We start from the raw sequence: 20,941 nt of genomic DNA on the forward strand, positions 1-20,941 counted from the left end.
ACCAATACCCACGAGAGCAAAGCCGCACAGCGCCATCGTCCAGCCGGGTACCAGCACCACTATCAGATACCCTGCGATGCCCAGAATGCCGCCGATAATCAGCACGCGCTGTCTGCCAAGCGTCTTCACGACCGCATCTCCCGTCGCGCGCATCAGTGACATCGCGACTGCAAAGGCTGCGAAGCCCCAGCCGGCGTGTTCCACCGCCATGCCGCGATCCTGCGTCATGAAAATACCGCTCCAGTCGAGGATGGCACCTTCAGCCATAAAACAAATCATCGCCATGATCGCCATCAGCACCAGGCGAAAATTGGGTCGGCTGGCCGTGTCGGGTGGCTGATGCGGGTCTTCACCGCCAGCGGTCAGTAAGGCCGGAAATGAGCAAGCCGTCACCAACACAATCAATGCCACCGCCAAGAAGGTTGTCGTTTGTGGGCTGATCCCTGCCCCGAGCAGCAGTGCGCCCCCACCGGCCCCGGCAATGCCGCCGACGCTCCACAGGCAGTGAAACCCTGACATCAAGGGCTTATCCGCGGCCTGCTCGACCAGCGTCCCCTGGACGTTCATCGCCACATCAGCCAGCCCAATCCCCATGCCAAAGACAAACAGGCTGGCGGCCAGTAACCGGATATCAGCCAGCGTCGCCAGCAGCGGCAGCATCAGGCAATACAGCACCACCGATACAACAATGACTCGCCGACAGCCGGCCAGTCCGATGATCCGACCGGATCCCAGCATAGCGATCAGCGAGCCGCCACCCAGGCAAAGCAGCAGCAGCCCCAATTGTCCAGCTTCCGCATGAGTGCGCATCTGCGCATAGGGTACCAGCGCTGCCCACAGGCCCATGGCCATGCCGGTGACAAAAAAGATTGCCCGGGTAGCGCTGCGCCGGGCCTGACTTCCTACCTGCTGAGAGAGAACATTCACCGACATCGATCACCTTTGTTTAAAAAACACTTATTAAAAGACCAATAATAAGTGAAAAGTATAGGTGCTGTTTGAAAGATATGTCAATCGGTGCCAGAAGAAGATGGCGGTAACCGAATGGAATACCGTCCGGCCCTATTCGGCAAATAAGCGGTGATGATTGTAATTTTGCAACGTCAGCTCAGCGATACCCTGCAGGTAATCCTGGCGAATTGAGGGGCGGTAAATCAAAGCAGGTAAATGCTTTTCAGGAATATGTTTTTGACAGATCTTCACTATCTCCGGAAGCTGGGATTCGTTTAGACGGGTTCCGGAGAGGGCCACCATCACCGGATTGATCACCGCGGCCAGGGCGACCACAATATGTGCCAGTTCCTCTGTCAGCGACACCGCTTTATCGGGGCTAAACGGCAGGTGAGAAACTTCGCCCGCGAAGTTATTCGCCCCGGTCAGCACCCGGCCGTTGATCACCATGCCACACCCGGTACAGGGAACGTCGGGTTTAAAGATATAGGCTACCGGGGCACTGACGTCAGGGCAGTTGCTACGGTAAAAGCCCCATGCCGTAAAGTTGATATCGTTGCCCACTTCGGTAAATCGTCCTGAGCGGGAAGCGATCTCCTCGATCACCGGCATACCGGTAAACAATGAGATATCGCAGGAGGTGACGACCCCGTCAACAATCACGCCGGGCAGGCCGATACCGATGGTCTTTACCGCAGGAAACATGGCCAGCAGAGAGGCAATCTGCTGATAAAAACGCTCTGCCGTAAGGGGGTTAAAGGGTAAATCCCCCCCGTCCAGCAGCTCACCGGTCGCAGAGCTCACTGACCAGACCAGCTCGGCAGCCTCATCGCAGCCTGCCGCATAGAGACTCAGTACAGAGAAAAAATCGGGATTACAGGCGTATCGCTGTGCGGGCCTGCCACCCCGTGAAGCTTCCCGATCCAGTGCCAGCACTTCACGGGTGGCGGAAAGTTCATTAAGCACAGCACCGCAGGTGGCTGTACTCAGCCCGCTATGGACGGCCACCTCCCCCTTCGTCGCTGTCCCCAGCGCTTTTAGCGTGCGGATGACCAGCGCAATATTGTTTTTGCGCATTTCACGGGTGGTACTGTTTAACGGTATGTTCATTTCGCCTCAGTTTGCTGCAGAAAACCGGCCCAATTTAGCATAAAAGTCGTTACTGACGCCCTAAAACCGCTATGCCTCCACATGAGCCCTCGGCTCGTGCACTGCAGTATTCGCCCTTCACTTTTTCCGGCGGGGGAATATCGTAATTCAGCTAAAGTAAGTTGAAAATTTAATTTCACATTGTTTCATTTTGCTTTTTTTCTTATTATCCCGGCTCGTCATTCATGACAGTATAAACAGAGGATGTTAAATGGATCGTATTGCAAAATTACTGGTTATTGGCGCTTGCCTTTCTTTTCTGACCGCCTGTACTGGTCATATTGAAAATAAACAAAAAAACTGTAGTTATGACTACCTGCTTCATCCTTCAGTATCCATTTCGAAATGGATCGGCGGCTGCGGCCCGACTGAAAAATAATCACCACAAGGCCGAGGAGGGAAACCACCCGGCCTAAAATCAATAAATATCAATTCATTAACTCAAATTTTAAGTACGTCGCTTTAAAATGAGTTATTTCTACAGAAACAGGCAGACGAAGCTATCGATCCGTCATGGTCACGGACTGCTTAAGCACAACATCATCGTTAAATAAAGACTATTGCCAGCGGAATTGACGACAGGTATATCTTGCATTCTTCCCTCCCTGTCTTCCATTGACGATTTTCGTCATTTAATTAAACCGATAACAGATTGTCCCCCTTGCATTATTTTATCTCCTTTAGCCTTTTTTAACGAACGGGTGCATGAAAGACATTGTCGGCAAGGAAATCAACAAGTGCACGGATCTTGGGTGAGGAGTGCCGGCTGGCAGGCCACAGAACATGGAAAGTACCCCGCCACTCAATATACTCGCTGAGTACCGGCACCAGGCTACCGTCTGCCACCTGCTGGCCGACAGAAAAATCTGGCAGGCAGGCGATACCCAGACCTCGCTGGGCAAAACAGACGCGGGTTTCGATGTTATTGCACACCATGGATGCGGGGATCGCCAGATCGGCTGCGCCACGCAGCGGCCATTTCTCCAGTTTCCCGTTGTGAGGGAAACGATAATGCAGACACCGGTGCATCAGCAGATCGGCAGGCTCCCGGGGTGTTCCTCTCTCCGCAAGATAGGCCGGGGAGGCAACCAGCATCGCGCCGAAGTAGCCCAGCCGCCGTGCAGAAAGGCGTGAATCTGCGGGCTCCCCGGTTCTGATCACCGCGTCAAATCCCTCTTCGATCACCTCAACCATCTGGTCGGTAAAGTCCAGATCCAGTTCGATATCAGGATACTGACGCATAAAATCACCCAGCACTGGCAGCATCAACGTACTGACCAGCGGCAGGCTGATGCGCAGACGTCCGGCAGGCTTACCGCTCACCTGCGACAGCTCCAACTGCGCGGCCTCTACCTCTGCCAGAATACGCCGGCAGCGGGCCAGAAAAAGCGTACCTTCAGCGGTGAGGGTGATGCTGCGGGTACTGCGGTGAAACAAACGTACACCGAGCTTCTCCTCCAGCCGTGCCACGTTTTTACCCACAGCAGAGGGCGAAAGCCCCAGCTGCCGTCCGGCACTGACAAAACTGCGTGTCTCGGCCACCTGGACGAAAACGTTAAAACCACTCAGGCTGTCCATTACGTCCTCATTAGAGAAAATTATTCCGGAGTAAACCGCACTATACCCCAGTTTTTCTTTAATACGGCATTGATTAAGGTGAGCGGGCGATTCACGCCTCACTCACGGAAAATACTCATGACGCTTATAACGACTACTCAGGGCAACGTTGCTGACAAACTCCCTGTTTCTGCCCTGCTCGCGCTGGCGGTAGCGGGTTTCATCACCATCCTTACCGAAGCACTTCCCGCAGGGATGCTGGCGGCAATTGCAGACAGCCTCCACGTGACGCCAGCTCTGGCTGGGCAACTGGTCACTGTGTATGCCGTCGGATCGCTGCTGGCAGCCATTCCACTCACCCTGGCGACACAAACTCTGCGGCGACGCCCGCTGTTGTTAAGCGCCATTGCAGGTTTTGCCGTCGCGAATACCGTCACGGCGTTATCTGAGTATTATCTGTTGACGCTGGCAGCACGTTTTGTCGCGGGGGTATCGGCAGGGCTGCTGTGGGCCCTGCTGGCTGGCTACGCGGCCAGAATGGTCAACGAGGCAATGAAGGGTCGGGCGATTGCTCTGGCAATGGTGGGCACGCCGCTCGCACTGGCCGTCGGTATTCCCCTGGGAACATGGATGGGAGAGGTGATCGGCTGGCGCAGCTGTTTCCTGACGATCAGCGCCCTGACACTGGTACTGACCGGGTGGATCCTGCATAGCGTACCCGACTTCTCCGGTCAGCCTGCACAACGCCGCCAGCGTTTAATACCGGTTCTGAAGCTTCCCGGCGTTCGCCCGATACTGCTGGTCACACTGATTTTTGTACTGGCGCACAATATTCTGTACACCTATATTTTTCCCTTCCTGGAGCGGGCAAATATGGCTGGCAGTATCAGCGGGATCCTGCTGACCTTTGGTCTGACATCGTTACTGGGGATCGGTATCGTGGGTGCCAGAGTGGATCGCTGGCTGCGGGGGCTGTCACTGCTGGCAACGGCGCTGTTTGCCCTGTCTGCCGTGTTAATGACCTCCGCACTTCCCTGGGTTATTTATACGGCTACCGGCCTGTGGGGACTCGCCTTTGGCGGGGCCGCCACTCTGTTTCAGACGGCACTGGCAAAAAGTGCCGGGGATGCGGCAGATATCGCTCAGTCAATGCTGGTGACGGCATGGAATCTGGCTATCGCCGGCGGGGGACTGGCAGGCGCGGCTATTCTGCACAGCTTCGGGGCCGGTTACTTTCCCCCGGTCATCCTGTCGCTGTTGTTGCTGACCGCCTTGATCGTCATGCGGGCGAAGCAGCACGGTTTTCCGCCGGCAGACAGTGATTAATCAACTACCTGAATGCCCAGGCGCTCTACCAGAAAACACACCTGTGCGCTATCGAGTTTGACGCCCTCGAGGTCGGTGGTGCGCAGGTCGAGTTCGCTTGTCACCGAACGCGTCAGATCGCAGTGGGTGAAATCAGCAGAGCGCCAGTCGAACGAATTAAATTCACCCCCCGACAGGTCGGAGCCGCTGAAAGTGGCCCCGAGTACATGGGTTCCTACCCAGCGGTTCTCCCACAACTCACATTTCTCCAGCACAACTTTGGAAAAGTTGGCGTAACTGAGATTTGTTTTGGTGATAAAGGCGCTGCAAAACCAGCTCTTTGTGGTGATCATATTCATAAAGCTGGCACCGCGGAAATCGGCGCCCTGCGCCCGGCACTCACTGATCTCAATGCCCAGCGCATCAACCGAACGAAAGTTATTCATCGTCAAATCGCAGTGTCTGAAGCTGGCCTCCCTGAGAATGGCCCCGCTGAAGTTGCAGCCCTGCTCAGTTTCGCGGTCATAGAACTGGCAGTGAACAAATCGTGAATCGGTGAGGTCGCAACCGGAGAAATCACAATTGATAAAGCAGGTTTTTTCAACGGTGCGACCGGTAAAATGTTGCGTGGTGAATTTTTCATTACGGTAAACCGGTGACACTGTCATTTCAGGGCTCCATATAAAGTAGCGCGCGCTCATCGAGCTGCAGTTTTTCGCCGGGATAACGATGCTCCAGGGCATGGTAGGATTCCGCAGCAACAATCCCTGCAATACTGTCAGACAGTGCATTCAGCGCCAGCTGCATTTGCGGCAGGTAATTGTGAGTGTCATATACCCGGTCAATGCCTTCAAGAGCATGATTCATAATCTTACGGGCGACATCGTTAGGAGTATTAAGAGCAGCCAGCCGTGAACGTGCGCTGCGCCGCAGGTCGCGTGTGGTAAACGGCTCAAGTCCCAGCCCACGCTCCGCGCGTATTATCCGTCTTAATGCCTGAGTCACTGCGCCGCGTGACAGAGGTTGTGACACTGTCACGGGCGATGGCACCAGCCAGGGCGACTCCGGCGGACTGGCGTGTAACAGCGCTTCAATGCAGGTACGCATCAGCGGCGTCAACGGCAGAATGTGTTCACGCTGCGACTTGTTTCGCGTGCCCTGCCGCCAGATCCCGGAGGTGAGATTGAACTCCTCTTTACGCGCCTGCACGACCTCATCAGGCCGGCGTGCCGTCAGCAGACAAAGGCGCAGCGCCCAACGGCACTGCTCAGAGAGATCCCAGGCATCCAACCCGTGCCAGAAAACCCACACCTCGGCGTCGCTTAACGTACGGTTACCCGGCGGAGAACTTCTCCCTGCGACATCGCGTTTTTTCATTGCACTGAGGGGGGAATGCTCAATGTAGCCCTGCATCTCGGCCCAGGCAAAAAATTGCTTACACAGGGCAAAGACCCGTCGGGCCTCCTCTTTTTTACCGTCAGCAATCAGGATATTGAACAGGCGGTTAAGCTGCAGACGGTTGATACTGGCCAGCGGTCGCTCGCCAATCGCCGGCAGCACGTGCTTCAGCAGTGAGGAGATGGCAATTTCCGGGCGCCGACGCGTTTGCAGCAGTGACAACCTGACCCACAGCTTCATCACCTGAAGTACCGAGCCCGCATTCCCGCTGGCTTCCAACTCAATCAGCGACGATCCCCGCACCTCATGCAGCCAGTTGACAACATGGCGCCCGACCAGCGGGGATGCGATAATCCCAGGATTACAGGATTCACGCATCATGTAATCCTGGGATTATATGATTCTTTGTTGCTCTCACGCTGTCCTCCAGGGTTCGCTCCGCCAGCTTTTGCGGCACGGTGACAGTGATTTTATCGCGTCCGGCATCATGACTCCAGACTTAATAGGTCTGGAGTCATAAAGATTGCGTAGCTCTCGCCATTATCCTTTGGGCTCACCAATGTACAGAAAAGCGGTTTTTTCGAAAAATCGGGTCAACAGAAAGATCCGGCACCCTCGTTCAGCGTTTTCAGCACACACCTAATCGCCGGGAAGATGACCTGGTGCCCCCTCACTCAGGAAAGCATTAAACGCCGGGCTTCTGCCAGCATGAAACAGAAAATCGTGATCACGAAATAAAAAAGGAAGGAATGACTGTTACTGGAGAGACAAAAAAAGAAGGCCCGCTTTTCATCACCTGACATAAAGACCCTGGATATGATTATAATCACGTGCGTCGGCATAAAATGCCGTACCCCACCGCAGAAAAAATACCTAAAAAAATCGCACTGAAACTCGTTCATAAATCACTCACAGATAAAACCATCTTCTATAGCGAATAAAGGAAAAAATGGTGTAATAGCGCTGCGCGTTGGAAAAGAGAGAAAGGCCGACATATTTTAGCCTGCAACACACTTCACTGAAGCTTCGTTTGAGTATTTCTTGCTATCAGACAGAGAAAAAAGGTGAGCCCCACTGCTCTTTTCCCTGCCAGGACCAGGGCCTGTAACACATATGCCAGCAAAGCGGGTATTGATATTTAATAAAAAGTATGTTGTAACTAAAGGATGCCCACATTAAGAACTATACAGAAAGGCTAAAAGTCACATTTTATCCTTATAAGCCCTGCGCTACCTGGCCGATAATAACGTGAAGTGCTGCTTTCAGGTCACTTAAAGACGCTGAAGAAAACAACGTGGAGTTTATCCTGCCGGATAAGAATCAACCTAACCGACATAACGCTCTCTCCACGCTTTTACTCACAGTATTTTCATTTTTTAAGACATCTCGGGGACAATGTAATCAATCTCCGTTCAGGGCAGAATCAGTGATGCCCGGACGCCAATGCATAAACCAATGAACCCGGCTTACCTTTTAGTAAAAAAAACAGAGTCATTACAGGGTGTTACACATCACTAAATAGCGTGATATTTAGCGTCGTGAATCATGTATAAAGTTTCATCAACCCATTTGTTTTCAACAACCGCGTTAAGATTTATCCCATAAGTTGTAAATATAACGACATGCCTGGCTGACTCTGAGTGTGTTAAAAGTGGTATGCAGGTAACATTTAATCTAATCTTTTTCTAATTTAGTGTTTTTTCACTCTTCATTTGTCTGTACACTAAGTCTCGTTATGTAGTATCTATTTTAAACCAACCACAGGTTATGGATTCCGTTATGAGCGAAACACTGAAAGTATTAAATAATATTCGCACCCTTCGTGCCCAGTCTCGTGAAGTGTCTTTAGCTGAACTGGAAGAGATGCTGGAAAAACTTGAAGCGGTCGTGAACGAACGTCGCGAATCAGAAGCCGCGATTGCTTCTGAGATTAAAGAAAAAGAAGAGAAGCTGGCTAAATACCGCCAGATGCTGCTGGAAGACGGTATCGATTTAAGTGAACTGACCGCAGCAGATAATACTACCAGCAAAACACGTGCCAAGCGCGCACCGCGTCCTGCCAAATATCAATATACTGATGAAAATGGCGAGCAGAAATCATGGACCGGCCAGGGTCGTACCCCGGCCGTTATTAAACAGGCACTGGATGCCGGCAAAAAGCTTGAAGATTTCCTGATCAAGTAAATGCCAACCGGCCGCCCGTCTGGCGGCCGGAAGATTTATTCCTGTTCAGCCAAGGTTTGCTGATAGATCCTGCCCAGTAATACGCTCAGTTTATTCGTGTGCATACTCTCTGTCCGCCACGAACAGATGCTGATACGAAGTGCTGCTTTCCCCTGCCAGATCGTCCCGGCAAACCATGCCTCTCCTGACGCCTGCAACACTTCACGTACCCGCACAGTCTGTACATCACTCTTTGCCCGGAACAGTATCTGATTAATCATTACCCGGTTGAGTATCTCGTATCCTGCCGCCCGCAGTTCAACACTGAGTTCACGCGCCAGCTCGCAGTGACGCTCTATCATGGCAGCGACACCGTCACGCCCCAGCGAACGCAGTGCGGCCCAGACCGGGATCCCACGAGGACGACGGGAAAATTCCAGCGTCAAATTTTTCTGTGCATCCTGCGCTGCAGCGGAATAGACGGCATCAGCGTTCATCGCATCAGACAGCGCCTCAGGATGGCGGCAGATTGCCATGGCACAGTCATACGGCGTATTCAGCCACTTGTGTCCGTCCGTCGTCCAGCTATCCGCCTGCTCGACCCCCGCGGTCAACGCTTTCAGCGCAGAAGCGCGAGACCACAGGCCAAACGCGCCGTCGACGTGAACCCAGGCACCGACAGAGTGAGCCATGGGGATTAATGCGGAAAAGTCATCAAATTCCCCGGTGTTTACCTCACCGGCCTGTAAACAGAGAATGGTAACGTTATCGAGTCGTGGCAGACAGGCCACCTCAATTTGTCCCCACGCATTGACCGGTGCGACCTGCAGGTGACGCAGCCCAAATCCCAGCACACGTAGCGCTTTTTTAACAGTGATATGGGTCAACGCTGAAATCACCACCTTTATCTCTGGTGCTCCGGCCAGCCCGTCCTGATCTACATCCCACCCCTGTCGCAGCAGCAGTTGACGCCGCGCCGCTACCAGGCAACTCAGCGTACAGGCTGTAGCACTGGTACCAAATCCGACAGCGCTGTCCCGGGGCAGATCGAGAGTCTCCAGCAGCCACCGCCCGGCAAGGCGTTCCAGCGTCGCAGAGACAGGCGAATTATCCCATCCGGACGCACACTGATCCCACGCAATCATCAGCCGCTCTGCTGCCGTCGCCACGGGAAGCGATGCCCCGATAACAAAACCAAAATAATCGGGCCCATTGGATGCCACCGTGGCAGGTGATCCCGCCTCATCCAGCAGTGCCAGCGTCTGTTCTGCGGGCAGACCTTTCAGCGGTAACGCTTCATCAAAGCGCGCCAGCCCATTCAGCGCTTCGGCGTCGGGAAAAACACGGCGGGTGGCCAGCGAGGCACTGTAGCTGCGCGCACGGGCATCTGCGGCAGACAGCAGGTCGAGCTCATTCATTATTATCTCCTATTTAATGGATTCATTTTCCAGACGAACAGTGCCATCAGACTGACCAGTGACCCGGACAGACACACAGCTCCCCATCCTCCCCATGCGAAAGCCGTGGTGGAGATCAGCGCTCCTGCGCCGCTGCCAATGGAATAAAACAGCATATAACCGGCAATCAGTCGCCCCCCGGCCTCATTTTCACTGGCAAAAATCAGGCTTTGACTGGTGACGTGCAGCGCCTGACCTGCCGCATCCAGCAACAGGATCCCGACAATCAGTAGCATCAGCGATCCGGCCCCCAGCCACAGCGGCAACCAGCTTATCAACAGCAGCAGCAGCGAAATGGCACTGGTGCGCTCTGCCAGCCCCCGGTCGGCCCAGCGCCCGGCGCGACTGGCGATAATCGCACTCAGAGCCCCGACCAGACCCAGGGCGCCAATCTGCCCGTGGGTCAGCTGCCACGGGGGTGCCCGTAACAACAGCACCAGTGCACTCCAGAAAATATTAAAACTGGCAAACATTAACAACGCCAGCGTTCCGCGAACCTGTAAAACCCGGTTAGTACGCAGCTGCTGCCAGAGTAACCCCAGCACCTGTGACCAGCGGGCGGGAACCGCAGGGGGTAGCTCGGGCAGCCGGCGCCAGAGGATTGCCGCGAGGATGGCCATCACCAGTGCAGAAAATAAATATACGCCGCGCCAGCCGGTGATATCCGAGACTATCCCGGCCACCGCCCTCGCCAGCAGCAGCCCGATCACCACGCCTCCGGCAACGGTACCCACCACCTGCCCGCGCGCTTCCGGGCTGGCGGCGGTGGCAGCATAGGCGATCATCCCCTGGGTCATTGCCGTCCCGAACAACCCAATCAACAGCATCGACACCAAAAGCACAGGCGCGCTGCCAGCCGTGCAGACCAGCAGTAATGCCGCTATCAGACCGCCGAGTTGGTAGCGCATCAGCGTACGTCGGTTGACGACATCTCCCAACGGAACCAGCAGCATTAACGCCAGTCCGCAGCCTACCTGAGTGGCAAAAATCACGCCGCCCACCGCAGCAGGGCTGATTGAAAAAGCGATCGCCAACGCATCCAGCAGCGGCTGCGCGTAATAAACATTTGCCACACTCAGTCCGCAGCTGCAGGCAAACAGACCTGTCTGCCAGGACGTTAATCCGCTGCGGGTTGTGCTCTTTTGTTCCAGGATAGTCATCCCGCCTCCAATTGGTTTCAAATCAAAACCATTTGCAGCGTGCCGCAAGTAGTTTTAAAATGCAACCAAATTCATCCCGGAAAATATCACTATGGCGGAACGTCCCTCTTTGAGTCAGTCTTCCTGCCCGGTAGCCCGAAGCATCGATCTTATCGGGGACCGCTGGCTACTGATGATCCTGCGCGATGCGTTCGACGGCATCCGGCGCTACAGTGAGTTTCAGCGCAGCCTTGGTGTGGCACGCAATATCCTCGCTGACAGATTAAAAAAGCTGGTTGAGACCGGTTTATTGCAGGTGCAGCCCGCATCCGATGGCTCTGCCTGGCAGGAATATGTGCTGACCGAACGTGCCAACGATCTGTTTCCCCTGATCGTTGCCCTGCAGCAGTTTGGCGAGCAGTACCTGTTTTCCTCCGGGGAAACGCACTCCGATTTACTGGAGATTGCCAGCGGAGAACCGCTGGCGCCCCTGCGCGTGCGCAATCAGCAGGGCGAGGTGGTGACACCTGAAAAGACCCGCGTGCAAAAAGCCCCTTAACCGTTATGCCTAAAATGCAAATAGCCAGACGAATTTCTTGCTTTTCCTGACCCCGCGTCAGGCATGATATTGATTGTCAGCCATATAGCACACTGACTATCAAGGAAATTCACCATGCGCGTTTCTCTTCGTCTGGCGGCGCTGGCCGCCGCCATGACCGCACTGGCCGCAGGGGCGGCAGACAAACCGGTACAGGGAGGAACCCTGGTTTATCTGGAGCAGCAGGCTCACACCAACCTCTATCCCCCGGCCGGCGGCTTCTACCCGAACGGCGGCATACTGAATCAGATCACCGATAAACTCACCTGGCAGAACCCGGAAACGCTGCAGGTCGAACCGTGGATTGCAGAAAGCTGGACGCGTAACGCCGACAATACTGAATACACCTTTAAAATCCGTCCTGGCGTGACGTTCTCTGACGGCACGCCGCTGGATGCCCGGGCAGTGGCTAAAAATTTTGATACCTATGGGCTGGGCAATAAAGCACAGCGTCTGCCGGTCTCAGAAGTGATCAATAACTACGCACGCAGCGAGGTCATCGATCCGCTAACGGTGAAGTTTTTCTTCAAAAAACCGTCGCCTGGCTTCCTGCAGGGCACCGCGACCATCGGCTCCGGTCTGGTATCACTCAGCACGCTGGCGCGCAATTTCGATGAACTGGGGGACGCCCGCCATATTATTGGCTCAGGACCCTTTGTCATCAGCGGCGAAAAGCTGGGGCGTGAGGTGGATCTGAGAGTACGCAAGGACTATCGCTGGGGGCCGAAAAACCTGGCGCATCAGGGCCGGGCAAACCTCGACGGCATAAAGATCATTGTCACGCCGGAAGACAGCGTGCGGATTGGCGCACTGCTTGCCGGACAGGCCGATGTGATTCGCCAGGTACAGGCTTATGATGAAAAGCAGGCACAGCAGCAGGGCTTCCCCGTCTATGCCGCCCCCACGCGCGGAGTCAATGACAGCCTGAGCTTCCGTCCGGACAATCCGTTAGTGGCCGATATCAACGTGCGTAAAGCCCTGCTACACGCCACCAACAGTAAGCAGATTGTCGACACGCTGTTTTCACCAAACTATCCGCAGGCCAAATCCGTCCTGGCCAGCTCAGCCGCCGGTTTTGTCGACCTCAGCGCTCGGCTGACCTTCGACCCTGTTCTGGCGAAGACGCTGCTGGATCAGGCCGGATGGCAGCCTGGCAGCGACGGCATCCGTCAGAAGGACGGTAAAAAACTGGCGCTGACGGTATATGAGTCCCTGCCGCAGCCGCAGAATAAAGAGGTTCTGCAGCTCGTGGCCCAGCAGTGGAAACAGGTCGGCGTCTCCCTGTCCGTTCGCGCGGGCGATGCCGGTAGCCGGACCGTTGACAACCTGGATCCGCTGAAAACCCCGCTCACCGTGTCTGAAGTGGGCCGCGCCGACCCGGACGTGGTGAAAAGCATGTTCTACCCGACCAACCGCGACGCGTTGTTACAGAAGGGCGGATCCAGCAGCCAGGTGGTGGCCTTCCGTGATGACAAACTCAATGCCTTACTGGAAGGCATTGCCAGCGAAACGGATGCCCGCAAACGTCTGGCCATCACGGCGGATGCGCAACGTTACCTGATCGACAACGCCTATAACATCCCTATTTTCGAAGAGCCTCAGGTGTTTGCCGGGGCCCCTTGGCTGAAAGGATTGACGTTTGAAGCCGTCGGGCGTCCAGGATTTTATGCCGCCTGGCTGGATAAACGGGGGTAACGGAGCATGATCGGTTATCTGACCCGGCGATTGGGGCAGGCACTGCTGGTGCTGTGGGCGGCATTTACCGTTGCCTTTATGCTGCTTCAGGTGCTGCCCGGCGATGCGATCCTGATTAAGTTTCAAAATCCGGATCTGGGACTGAGCCCGGCGCAGATAGAAGAGATGCGTCAGGCTTACGGTACCGCCACGCCGCTTTGGCAGCAGTACCTGCACACCCTCGGTAGCCTGCTGCACGGTGACGCCGGCTTCTCCGTACAGACGGGGATGCCGGTCAGTGAGTTACTGGCGGAAAACTTCCCCGCCACGCTGCGGCTGGCCATTCCCGGATTTCTGCTGGCCACTCTTCTCGCCGTGCTGATCGCATTCGCATCCAGCCTGACGGGCCTGCGCTGGCTGCGTAATGCGCTGCACGCCCTGCCGTCGCTGTTTATCTCCCTGCCAACCTTCTGGCTGGGCATCGCGCTGATTCAGGTCTTCTCTTTTCAGCTGCGCTGGATACCGATTATCAACCCCGGCGAGTGGGTGGGGCTGATCCTCCCCGTGATCACCCTCGCCGTACCGATTTCCGCCCCGCTGGCACAAATTCTCATTCGCAGTATTGACCAGGTGCAGATCCAGCCGTTTGTGTCGGTTGCACGTGCCAAAGGGGCCAGCCAGCGGCGCGTGCTGTGGCATCACATCGCAAAAAATGCCCTGCTGCCCGTGTTAACTATCGCCGGGCTCCTGCTGGGCGAACTGATTGCCGGAGCGCTGATCACCGAAACGGTGTTTGGTCTCAACGGACTGGGCCAGCTGACCCAACAGGCGGTAAACAATCAGGACGTGGCCGTACTGCTGGCTATCGTCATGATTTCAGCCACGGGGTTTGTGCTGATCAATTTGCTGGTCGACCTGCTTTCTCCGCTGCTCGACCCGCGTCTGAAACCGTTCACGAGGGCACCACGATGAGTCTGCTCGATGTTAACCGTGTTCCTGCGGCTGTGCCGCGGCGTGCGGGCTTTCGCTTTTCCTCCCGCCTGAAACCCGGCCTGGTGCTGGCATGGACCGTCATGGCGCTGGTTATCCTCTGGGCGCTGGTACCCGGCTGGTTTACCTCCTGGAGCAGTACGGAAGGTATCGCCGGAGCACAGCGTCTGGCACCGCAGGCTGGCCACTGGCTGGGAACCGATCAGTTGGGCCGTGACCTGTACACCCGCATTGTCTGGGGAGCGTCCCACTCCCTGAGCGGCGCACTGGTCGCGGTGGTGCTCGGCCTGACTGCCGGCACCCTGTTGGGGGTCACCGCAGGTGCACTGGGCGGGCGCAGTGAGAACCTCATTATGCGACTGGTGGATGTGCTGCTGGCTATTCCCGGCCTGCTGCTGTCACTCAGCATCATCATTTTACTCGGCTTTGGCACGGTGAATGCGGCCATTGCCGTCGGTATCACCTCCGTGGCGAACTTCGCCCGTCTCGCCCGTTCGGAGGTCGTTCGCGTGCGCCACACTGACTATGTTGAGGCCGCGCGCGGCAGCGGCGGCACCTTTATGTCAGTACTGTGGCGGCATATCCTGCCGAACTCTCTGACCCCGGTGCTGGCCTTCTCCGCTCTGCAGTTTGGCAGTGCGATCCTGGCGATATCGACCCTGAGCTTCCTCGGCTATGGCACCCCACCGCCCACCCCCGAATGGGGGCTGCTGATCGCCGAAGGCCGCAACTATATTTCCACCGCCTGGTGGCTGACCACGTTCCCGGGACTTATCGTTGTCGCGGTGGTACTGGCTGCTAACCGTATCAGTCACCATTATTCAGGAGGTCGCCGGTGAGTGAATCCCCTGTTCCGGTCCTGCAAATCGACAGGCTCAGCATGGCTTACCATACCGGCCGGCAGCGTAAACGGGTGGTACATGACGTCTCTTTCCACGTTAATCGCGGCGAGGTGGTGGCCCTGGTCGGTGAGTCAGGATCCGGCAAGACCACCACCGCCCAGGCCATTATTGGCCTGCTTGCGCAGAACGGCGAACGCGAAAGCGGCAAAATCTGGCTGAACGGCACCGAGATCTCCCAGTGGTCGCAAAAGCGGCTGAATGCGCTGCGCGGGGCCAGCATCAGCCTGATCCCGCAGGACCCAGGCAGCTCGCTGAACCCGGTTAAAACGATTGGCGATCAGGTGGGCGAGATCCTGCTGCTGCATGAGCGACTGTCGCGCAGCGATCGGGAAGCGAGGGTGATTGCCCTGCTGACCCGCGTGGGCCTCTCACACCCAGCGCAGCGGACCCGGCAGTATCCGCATCAGCTGTCCGGTGGTATGAAACAGCGGGTACTGATCGCTATTGCCATCGCGCTGAAACCGGCGCTGATTATTGCCGATGAGCCGACCAGTGCGCTGGACGTCACGGTGCAAAAACGCATTCTGGATCTGATTGATGACCTCCGGCACGAATCCGGCACCGCCGTGCTGTTAGTCACGCATGATCTGGCCGTGGCCGCAGCACGCGCCGATCGTATTGTGGTATTTCGCCAGGGGGAGGTTCAGGAACAGGGGCCCGCCCGGCAGATTATTCATCATCCACAGCATCCGTACACCCGCCAGCTGTTTGCCGATGCGCCGGCGCTCTCTGGCACACCGCCAATCCCGCCAGCGCCAGTTTTTTCGCAGCCAGCCATTGAGATCGTGGGTCTGAGCCACTGCTTCCCGCTCGGCAAAGAGGAAGGGTTCCAGGCGCTGAATAATGTGTCGTTCAGCGTGCCGCGGGGCACCACGCATGCGCTGGTGGGCGAGTCCGGCTCGGGAAAAACCACCCTGGCCCGTATCCTGCTCGGCTTTCAGCAGGCGGACAGCGGGCGCGTGCTGCTGGACGGCATCGATATCGGCTCGCTGCGCGGGGAAGCCCTGCGCCAGATTCGGCAGAAGATCCAGCTGGTCTGGCAGAATCCGTTTGCCTCGCTCGATCCATCTCAGACCCTGTTCAGGATAATAGAGGAGCCGTTGCTAAATTTTGCTCCGCTCAGCCGCGAGGTCAGGCGGCAGCGCGTGGAAGAAGTGGCAAGCCGCGTGGCACTGCCGCTGGCACTGCTGGACCGCAAACCTTATGAGCTGTCCGGGGGGCAGCGGCAGCGCGTTGCTATAGCCCGCGCGCTGGTACTGAGGCCTCAGATCCTGGTGCTGGATGAAGCCACATCAGCCCTGGATGTCACCATTCAGGCGCAGATCCTGACACTCCTGCAGGCGCTCCAGCAGGCGCTGGGGCTGACCTATCTGTTTATTTCTCACGACCTTGCCACGGTCCGCCAGCTGGCGCACAGCGTCTCCGTCCTGCGCGCCGGACAACAGGTTGACTGCGGCGAGACCCACCGCATTTTCACGCATCCGGCCAGCGAGTATACCCGTGAGCTGATCGCCGCCATTCCTGCGCTGACCGGCGCTAAGGATCCTGTATGACCCGCAAACGCCTTGGTTTTTTCACCCGCCTGCTGGACAAAGCCAGCGCCGGAGAGCGTTACCGACTCGCCACCTTGCAAATCCAGCATGCGGAACGCTGGGGTTTCGACACCGCCTGGGTGGCCCAGCACCACTTTCACGAGCATGAAGGCGGCCTGCCTTCTCCGCTGCTGTTTCTGGCCAGCGTTGCAGCGCAGACTTCACGTATTCGCCTGGGTACGGCGATTATTACGCTGCCCATGGAGAATGCGCTGCGCGTGGCGGAAGACGCCGCCGTGCTCGACTTACTGAGCCAGCAGCGCCTGGAGCTGGGTCTCGGCTCCGGCGGTACGCCCACGTCCTTTTTACCGTTCGGACTGACCTTTGATGAGCGCGCCGCAGCGTTCGAAGCAAATCTGGCTACGCTGCTTCAGGCCTGGGCCGGTGGAGCACTGGGTGATGAGGACAACCGGCTGTATCCGGCAGCACCGCTGCTGGGAGAGCGGCTCTGGCAGGCAACCTTTTCCGTGGCGGGTGCCGCACGCGCCGGTGCGGCAGGTCACGGACTGATGCTGTCACGGACCCAGCCACGCCCCGCAGCGTCGCCCCACCTGCCGCTGGATGAGATACAGAACCCGCTGATCGATGCCTACCTGAACGCGCTGCCACCGGGGATGACCCCGCGTATCCTGGCCTCGCGCACGGCGTTTGTCAGCCGTGACGGAGCAGAAGCCCGCCGCCTGGCGCTGCCGGGACTGACCGCCCAGGCCGCCCAGCACCGCGCAGCTGGGCATCCGGTATCGGGGACAACGCTGGATGATTATATTGCCGCCTTCGACGTGCATACCGGCACGCCACAGCAGGTCGTGGCCTCACTGCAGCGGGATAGCGCCCTGAATCGCGTCACTGACGTCTCGTTCCAGGTGCATTCGATCGACCCACCGCATGATCAGATCCTGACGTCCATTGAACTGCTGGCGACCGAAGTTGCCCCGGCTCTGGGCTGGCGCCCACCCGTGACCGCCCATTCTCATAAGGAAACCGTATGATCCCCTCCGATGATTTACTGCAGGCGCTGGCCAGCATCTCCCCCGACAGCCCACTGGCCGCCGCACGCCTGACGCGTGACGCCGCCACCGAACATGCCCAGGGCAGCTATGATGTACTGTTCTCTCCGCACGGGAACGGTGATTTCCCGCTGCCCGCCCGGCTGGCCATGGCGCAACAGGTGGCACACTGGCACAGCGAACCTCGTCTGGCCGCACACTATGCCGCACGGCAGAAGGAGGCGCCCCCCGGGGAGAAGTGGCACAGCGCGCTGGCGCACGCGGAACGACTGACGTTTCAACCTGCCGCTGCCGGGCCCGCACACCTGCGAGAACTGGAACAAGCGGGCTGGTCTGCGGATGATATCGTGACGCTGTCACAGTTAGTGGCTTTTGTCAGCTTTCAGAGTCGCCTGCTGCGCGGTTTACGACTGCTGTCCGGCGAAGACGTTGGGGCAGAACGCCCTGAACCGGCCGTGGCCGCAGCCTGGCGTACCGACCCGACGACAGCCAGTGGCCAGCCTGCACCTCCGGCATTTACCCGCGCAGAGCTGGGCTGGGAGCCCTGGCTGGCAGCCAAAAAGCTGGAGGAATTTTCCGCCGCTGAAAAAGCGACGTTGGCAAAATTTGGCCACAGTGACTCTGACTATTTCCGCCTGCTGGGACGCAACCTGCCGCTGCTGGAACAGCGTACGCTAACAGACAAAGGGATTTTTTATACGGCCGGCGGCCTGCCGCGTAAAGAGCGTGAACTGGCGGCCACGGTGGCCAGCAAGGTCAACGGCTGTATCTACTGCGCTTCCGTCCACGCCCGTAAGGCGGCGCAGCTGTCAAAACAGCCTGAGGATGTACAGCGGCTGATTGATACTGCACCGGGCCAACCGCTGGCAGCCGATCAGGCAGTACGCTGGCTGGCTATCATCGATTTCGCAGCGTCCCTGTCCACAACGCCGCCCACACCTCGTCAGGCACAGCTGGTTCAGCTTCGGGCGCAGGGTCTGAGCGAGCTGGAGCTGCTCGATCTGATACAGTCCACCGCCTTCTTCGCCTGGGCCAACCGACTGATGCTAACGCTGGGTGAACCCTTCACGCCGGCCCCGTAAACCGCCACCCCGGGTAAACATTCACCCGGGGTGTTCAGATAGCCTGACAGGGGCCGTCAGGCCAGGGCGTCAGCAGGTCAAACCCGTTGTCCGTTACCGCGATGGTATGTTCCCACTGCGCCGAGAGGGAGCCGTCCAGCGTCACCACCGTCCAGTCGTCCGGTAACACGTCAGTCTCATCCTTTCCGGCATTGATCATCGGCTCAATGGTAAAAATCATCCCCGGCTTCAGCCGCATCCCGGTGCCCGCTTTACCGTAGTGCAGCACATCGGGCGTGTCGTGATAGACCTGTCCGATACCGTGTCCACAGTAATCTTTCACCACCGAAAACCCGGCCCTTTCTGCCACCTGCTGAATGGCCGCGCCCACATCACCCAGGCGGGCTCCCGGACGCACTGCGCGGATCCCCGCCACCAGCGACTGCAAGGTGACGTCCACCAGCCGGCGCGCCTGTGCCGAAGGCTCACCGACAAAGTACATACGGCTGGTATCGCCAAACCAGCCCTCTTTGATCACCGCTACATCTATATTGACGATGTCGCCGTCCTGCAACGTCGTACTGTCCGGGATACCGTGACAGACCACGTGATTGACCGAAGTACAGAGCGTACGGGTGTAGCCGTGATAGCCGATATTCGCCGGGATAACGCCCAGCTGCTTTACGATAAAATCATGGCAGCGCCGGTCTAACTCATCGGTGGTCACGCCAGGGCGAACGAAGGGGGCGATCATCGCCAGTACCTCTGCCGCGGCATGGCCCGCTGCGCGCGCATATTCGATTTCTTCCGCTGTGTGGAGGGTAACCATATTTTTCAGACCGCCTTTTCATTCATCACATCGCCGTTCAGTAGGCGTTTAAGATCCATTCCCCCTTCAAGCTCCGTCTTCACCAGCGCTTTTGCCAGCTGATGGTGAGTCAGGTTGGGATAGAGTTCGGCCAGCATGCCGATTTTCAGCCAGTGTTCAGCCTGGGCGTTTATCGAGCGGCTCATGGCCTGACTGGTGATGCGCAGATTCTCATGCATCAGATCCGAAATTTTTACGATCCCCATACCGCACCTATACGAAACATATATATAACGTATATTGTCAGAATCGTCGGGGGATGGCCAGAGAAAAGGAATGGAATGGGATCGCAGAGACCTGTTAGCCTGGTACCCGCTTTACCGGGTTTACGCTATTCTGCTACAAACTTATTATGGCGAGGCACTTTGTCGCTCTGTCACAGTAAACACCAGCGTCAGCAGGACGTCTGTTTAAGGGAATTAATGAATTTCACGAAAAAGATTAATGCCGTATGCATTGAATGCATCGATGAAGATGATGTACTCACGCTGGCGGTGGGTGACGATAAGCACAACCCTAAAAATTTCGTCATCATCAGTAAATTTGAGGAGGAAAATCTGTCAGCTGATGAGTGCATTGGTTTTCAGAGTGAGTCTACTCCCTGTGAGATCCCGTCTGCTATTGAAAATATTGAATGCAGCGGAAGCGAACTGGTCATTGTACTCACTGACGAGGCGGCAAAAATAACCGGTTTTAAAAATATTCAGGCCCTGTTAAACAGTGCAACAGACCTCAATATACTTAAAAAATATTTACATGCTATTTTTGATAATAGTCGTGTTCAGATCATCTTCAAATAGCGAAGTTCAGGGGCAATATGAACATCTGTGCTCCGGAACAGACAGGCCAGGCTCCAGACATCTTCCTTTTAGTGATACCCGGAATGTCGCTGCCACCAGCCAGCTCTCTGTTACGCCAGCGAACGCCTTTCATCCTGAGAGAGACAGCCCATTTTTTCGCTGACATCGGTGCCGGGCGGCTATATTTTCGTGTCCCCATTATCTGTCCTGCCCTTCACACTTTTCACCCTGGAGAGACATCGTCGTTTTTCTGCCACGCTAAGTGTATAAATGACCGGCGCGGGTGGGGTCACCGGTACAGTAACGGGGCCGATGAAAGAGGGAAGACTC

General features: G+C 56.7%; 20 protein-coding genes. 11 read left to right on the top strand and 9 right to left on the bottom strand.

Annotation, left to right across the window (positions count from 1 at the left end; genetic code table 11):
- Both EPE01S_RS20765 and EPE01S_RS20770 read right to left on the bottom strand, forming a co-directional pair.
- The coding region (locus EPE01S_RS20765; RefSeq protein ID WP_062748998.1) for an MFS transporter at positions 1 to 933 on the bottom strand (933 nt) is incomplete at its 3' end.
- A 129-nt stretch (positions 934 to 1,062) separates the two neighbouring features.
- Positions 1,063 to 2,061, bottom strand: a complete 999-nt coding sequence (locus tag EPE01S_RS20770) for an ROK family protein (protein ID WP_062749001.1) — start codon at positions 2,059 to 2,061, stop codon at positions 1,063 to 1,065.
- Between the two features lie 250 nt (positions 2,062 to 2,311).
- On the opposite strand from EPE01S_RS20770, the gene EPE01S_RS23095 reads away from it, so the two are divergent.
- On the top strand, positions 2,312 to 2,479 hold the full coding sequence (locus EPE01S_RS23095; protein WP_072277508.1) for a YhfL family protein: 168 nt from the start codon (positions 2,312 to 2,314) through the stop codon (positions 2,477 to 2,479).
- A gap of 311 nt (positions 2,480 to 2,790) precedes the next feature.
- Here EPE01S_RS23095 and EPE01S_RS20775 read toward each other — a convergent pair whose 3' ends face one another.
- Complete coding sequence (locus EPE01S_RS20775; protein ID WP_062749003.1) at positions 2,791 to 3,678, bottom strand: LysR family transcriptional regulator; 888 nt, start codon at positions 3,676 to 3,678, stop codon at positions 2,791 to 2,793.
- A 117-nt stretch (positions 3,679 to 3,795) separates the two neighbouring features.
- Here EPE01S_RS20775 and EPE01S_RS20780 point away from each other — a divergent pair, with 117 nt between their 5' ends.
- On the top strand, positions 3,796 to 4,983 hold the full coding sequence (locus EPE01S_RS20780; protein ID WP_062749005.1) for an MFS transporter: 1,188 nt from the start codon (positions 3,796 to 3,798) through the stop codon (positions 4,981 to 4,983).
- Here EPE01S_RS20780 and EPE01S_RS20785 read toward each other — a convergent pair.
- On the bottom strand, positions 4,980 to 5,630 hold the full coding sequence (locus tag EPE01S_RS20785; protein ID WP_062749007.1) for a Qnr family pentapeptide repeat protein: 651 nt from the start codon (positions 5,628 to 5,630) through the stop codon (positions 4,980 to 4,982). The genes EPE01S_RS20780 and EPE01S_RS20785 overlap by 4 nt on opposite strands.
- A 1-nt stretch (position 5,631) precedes the next feature.
- The gene (locus tag EPE01S_RS20790; protein WP_137270047.1) at positions 5,632 to 6,741 is read right to left on the bottom strand and encodes a tyrosine-type recombinase/integrase; all 1,110 of its coding nucleotides are present in this window, start codon (positions 6,739 to 6,741) and stop codon (positions 5,632 to 5,634) included.
- Positions 6,742 to 8,139: 1,398 nt separating this feature from the next.
- Between EPE01S_RS20790 and EPE01S_RS20795 the strand changes: the two genes are divergently transcribed.
- On the top strand, positions 8,140 to 8,544 hold the full coding sequence (locus tag EPE01S_RS20795) for an H-NS family histone-like protein (protein ID WP_062749011.1): 405 nt from the start codon (positions 8,140 to 8,142) through the stop codon (positions 8,542 to 8,544).
- 35 nt (positions 8,545 to 8,579) lie between these two features.
- On the opposite strand, the gene EPE01S_RS20800 is transcribed toward EPE01S_RS20795, so the two are convergent.
- Both EPE01S_RS20800 and EPE01S_RS20805 read right to left on the bottom strand, forming a co-directional pair.
- A complete protein-coding gene (locus EPE01S_RS20800; RefSeq protein WP_062749013.1) occupies positions 8,580 to 9,941 on the bottom strand; it encodes a pyridoxal phosphate-dependent decarboxylase family protein in 1,362 nt (453 codons plus the stop codon).
- Positions 9,942 to 9,943: 2 nt separating this feature from the next.
- Positions 9,944 to 11,140: an MFS transporter gene (locus EPE01S_RS20805; protein ID WP_062749016.1), complete on the bottom strand. Its 1,197-nt coding sequence runs from the start codon at positions 11,138 to 11,140 to the stop codon at positions 9,944 to 9,946.
- Positions 11,141 to 11,231: 91 nt separating this feature from the next.
- Between EPE01S_RS20805 and EPE01S_RS20810 the strand changes: the two genes are divergently transcribed.
- The 7 genes from EPE01S_RS20810 to EPE01S_RS20840 all read left to right on the top strand — a co-directional run bounded on the left by EPE01S_RS20810 (position 11,232) and on the right by EPE01S_RS20840 (position 18,964).
- Entirely contained in the window at positions 11,232 to 11,678 is a 447-nt protein-coding gene (locus EPE01S_RS20810) for a winged helix-turn-helix transcriptional regulator (protein ID WP_062749018.1), read from the top strand.
- A gap of 114 nt (positions 11,679 to 11,792) precedes the next feature.
- On the top strand, positions 11,793 to 13,412 hold the full coding sequence (locus EPE01S_RS20815) for a TIGR04028 family ABC transporter substrate-binding protein (protein WP_062749020.1): 1,620 nt from the start codon (positions 11,793 to 11,795) through the stop codon (positions 13,410 to 13,412).
- A gap of 6 nt (positions 13,413 to 13,418) precedes the next feature.
- Positions 13,419 to 14,363 carry an ABC transporter permease gene (locus EPE01S_RS20820; RefSeq protein WP_062749023.1) on the top strand — a complete coding sequence of 315 codons (945 nt, stop codon included), beginning with the start codon at positions 13,419 to 13,421 and terminating at the stop codon, positions 14,361 to 14,363.
- Positions 14,360 to 15,220, top strand: a complete 861-nt coding sequence (locus tag EPE01S_RS20825; protein WP_062749025.1) for an ABC transporter permease — start codon at positions 14,360 to 14,362, stop codon at positions 15,218 to 15,220. The genes EPE01S_RS20820 and EPE01S_RS20825 overlap by 4 nt, the downstream gene beginning before the upstream one ends.
- A 41-nt stretch (positions 15,221 to 15,261) precedes the next feature.
- A complete protein-coding gene (locus tag EPE01S_RS20830; RefSeq protein WP_157076046.1) occupies positions 15,262 to 16,836 on the top strand; it encodes a dipeptide ABC transporter ATP-binding protein in 1,575 nt (524 codons plus the stop codon).
- Positions 16,833 to 17,864 carry a putative FMN-dependent luciferase-like monooxygenase gene (locus EPE01S_RS20835; RefSeq protein WP_062749031.1) on the top strand — a complete coding sequence of 344 codons (1,032 nt, stop codon included), beginning with the start codon at positions 16,833 to 16,835 and terminating at the stop codon, positions 17,862 to 17,864. The genes EPE01S_RS20830 and EPE01S_RS20835 overlap by 4 nt, the downstream gene beginning before the upstream one ends.
- Positions 17,861 to 18,964: an alkylhydroperoxidase domain protein gene (locus EPE01S_RS20840; protein WP_062749033.1), complete on the top strand. Its 1,104-nt coding sequence runs from the start codon at positions 17,861 to 17,863 to the stop codon at positions 18,962 to 18,964. Before EPE01S_RS20835 ends, EPE01S_RS20840 begins: the two co-directional genes overlap by 4 nt.
- A 34-nt stretch (positions 18,965 to 18,998) precedes the next feature.
- Here EPE01S_RS20840 and map read toward each other — a convergent pair whose 3' ends face one another.
- Positions 18,999 to 19,772, bottom strand: a complete 774-nt coding sequence (gene map, locus EPE01S_RS20845) for a type I methionyl aminopeptidase (RefSeq protein ID WP_062749035.1) — start codon at positions 19,770 to 19,772, stop codon at positions 18,999 to 19,001.
- A gap of 5 nt (positions 19,773 to 19,777) precedes the next feature.
- Complete coding sequence (locus EPE01S_RS20850) at positions 19,778 to 20,017, bottom strand: ParD-like family protein (RefSeq protein WP_062749038.1); 240 nt, start codon at positions 20,015 to 20,017, stop codon at positions 19,778 to 19,780.
- Between the two features lie 75 nt (positions 20,018 to 20,092).
- Between EPE01S_RS20850 and EPE01S_RS20855 the strand changes: the two genes are divergently transcribed.
- A complete protein-coding gene (locus EPE01S_RS20855) occupies positions 20,093 to 20,611 on the top strand; it encodes a hypothetical protein (protein ID WP_255210171.1) in 519 nt (172 codons plus the stop codon).
- Positions 20,612 to 20,941 lie beyond the last annotated feature (330 nt).

This window comes from Erwinia persicina NBRC 102418 (genome assembly GCF_001571305.1).
GTDB classification, from domain to species: domain Bacteria; phylum Pseudomonadota; class Gammaproteobacteria; order Enterobacterales; family Enterobacteriaceae; genus Erwinia; species Erwinia persicina.

Coding starts and splice junctions, on each gene's coding strand:
- EPE01S_RS20810 (WP_062749018.1), top strand. CDS start 11,232: ATGGCGGAACGTCCCTCTTTGAGTCAGTCTTCCTGCCCGGTAGCCCGA.
- EPE01S_RS20790 (WP_137270047.1), bottom strand. CDS start 6,741: ATGATGCGTGAATCCTGTAATCCTGGGATTATCGCATCCCCGCTGGTC.
- EPE01S_RS20820 (WP_062749023.1), top strand. CDS start 13,419: ATGATCGGTTATCTGACCCGGCGATTGGGGCAGGCACTGCTGGTGCTG.
- EPE01S_RS20815 (WP_062749020.1), top strand. CDS start 11,793: ATGCGCGTTTCTCTTCGTCTGGCGGCGCTGGCCGCCGCCATGACCGCA.
- EPE01S_RS20780 (WP_062749005.1), top strand. CDS start 3,796: ATGACGCTTATAACGACTACTCAGGGCAACGTTGCTGACAAACTCCCT.
- map (WP_062749035.1), bottom strand. CDS start 19,772: ATGGTTACCCTCCACACAGCGGAAGAAATCGAATATGCGCGCGCAGCG.
- EPE01S_RS20825 (WP_062749025.1), top strand. CDS start 14,360: ATGAGTCTGCTCGATGTTAACCGTGTTCCTGCGGCTGTGCCGCGGCGT.
- EPE01S_RS20850 (WP_062749038.1), bottom strand. CDS start 20,017: ATGGGGATCGTAAAAATTTCGGATCTGATGCATGAGAATCTGCGCATC.
- EPE01S_RS20830 (WP_157076046.1), top strand. CDS start 15,262: ATGGCTTACCATACCGGCCGGCAGCGTAAACGGGTGGTACATGACGTC.
- EPE01S_RS20795 (WP_062749011.1), top strand. CDS start 8,140: ATGAGCGAAACACTGAAAGTATTAAATAATATTCGCACCCTTCGTGCC.
- EPE01S_RS20835 (WP_062749031.1), top strand. CDS start 16,833: ATGACCCGCAAACGCCTTGGTTTTTTCACCCGCCTGCTGGACAAAGCC.
- EPE01S_RS20855 (WP_255210171.1), top strand. CDS start 20,093: ATGGGATCGCAGAGACCTGTTAGCCTGGTACCCGCTTTACCGGGTTTA.
- EPE01S_RS20805 (WP_062749016.1), bottom strand. CDS start 11,140: ATGACTATCCTGGAACAAAAGAGCACAACCCGCAGCGGATTAACGTCC.
- EPE01S_RS20800 (WP_062749013.1), bottom strand. CDS start 9,941: ATGAATGAGCTCGACCTGCTGTCTGCCGCAGATGCCCGTGCGCGCAGC.
- EPE01S_RS20840 (WP_062749033.1), top strand. CDS start 17,861: ATGATCCCCTCCGATGATTTACTGCAGGCGCTGGCCAGCATCTCCCCC.
- EPE01S_RS20785 (WP_062749007.1), bottom strand. CDS start 5,630: ATGACAGTGTCACCGGTTTACCGTAATGAAAAATTCACCACGCAACAT.
- EPE01S_RS23095 (WP_072277508.1), top strand. CDS start 2,312: ATGGATCGTATTGCAAAATTACTGGTTATTGGCGCTTGCCTTTCTTTT.
- EPE01S_RS20770 (WP_062749001.1), bottom strand. CDS start 2,061: ATGAACATACCGTTAAACAGTACCACCCGTGAAATGCGCAAAAACAAT.
- EPE01S_RS20775 (WP_062749003.1), bottom strand. CDS start 3,678: ATGGACAGCCTGAGTGGTTTTAACGTTTTCGTCCAGGTGGCCGAGACA.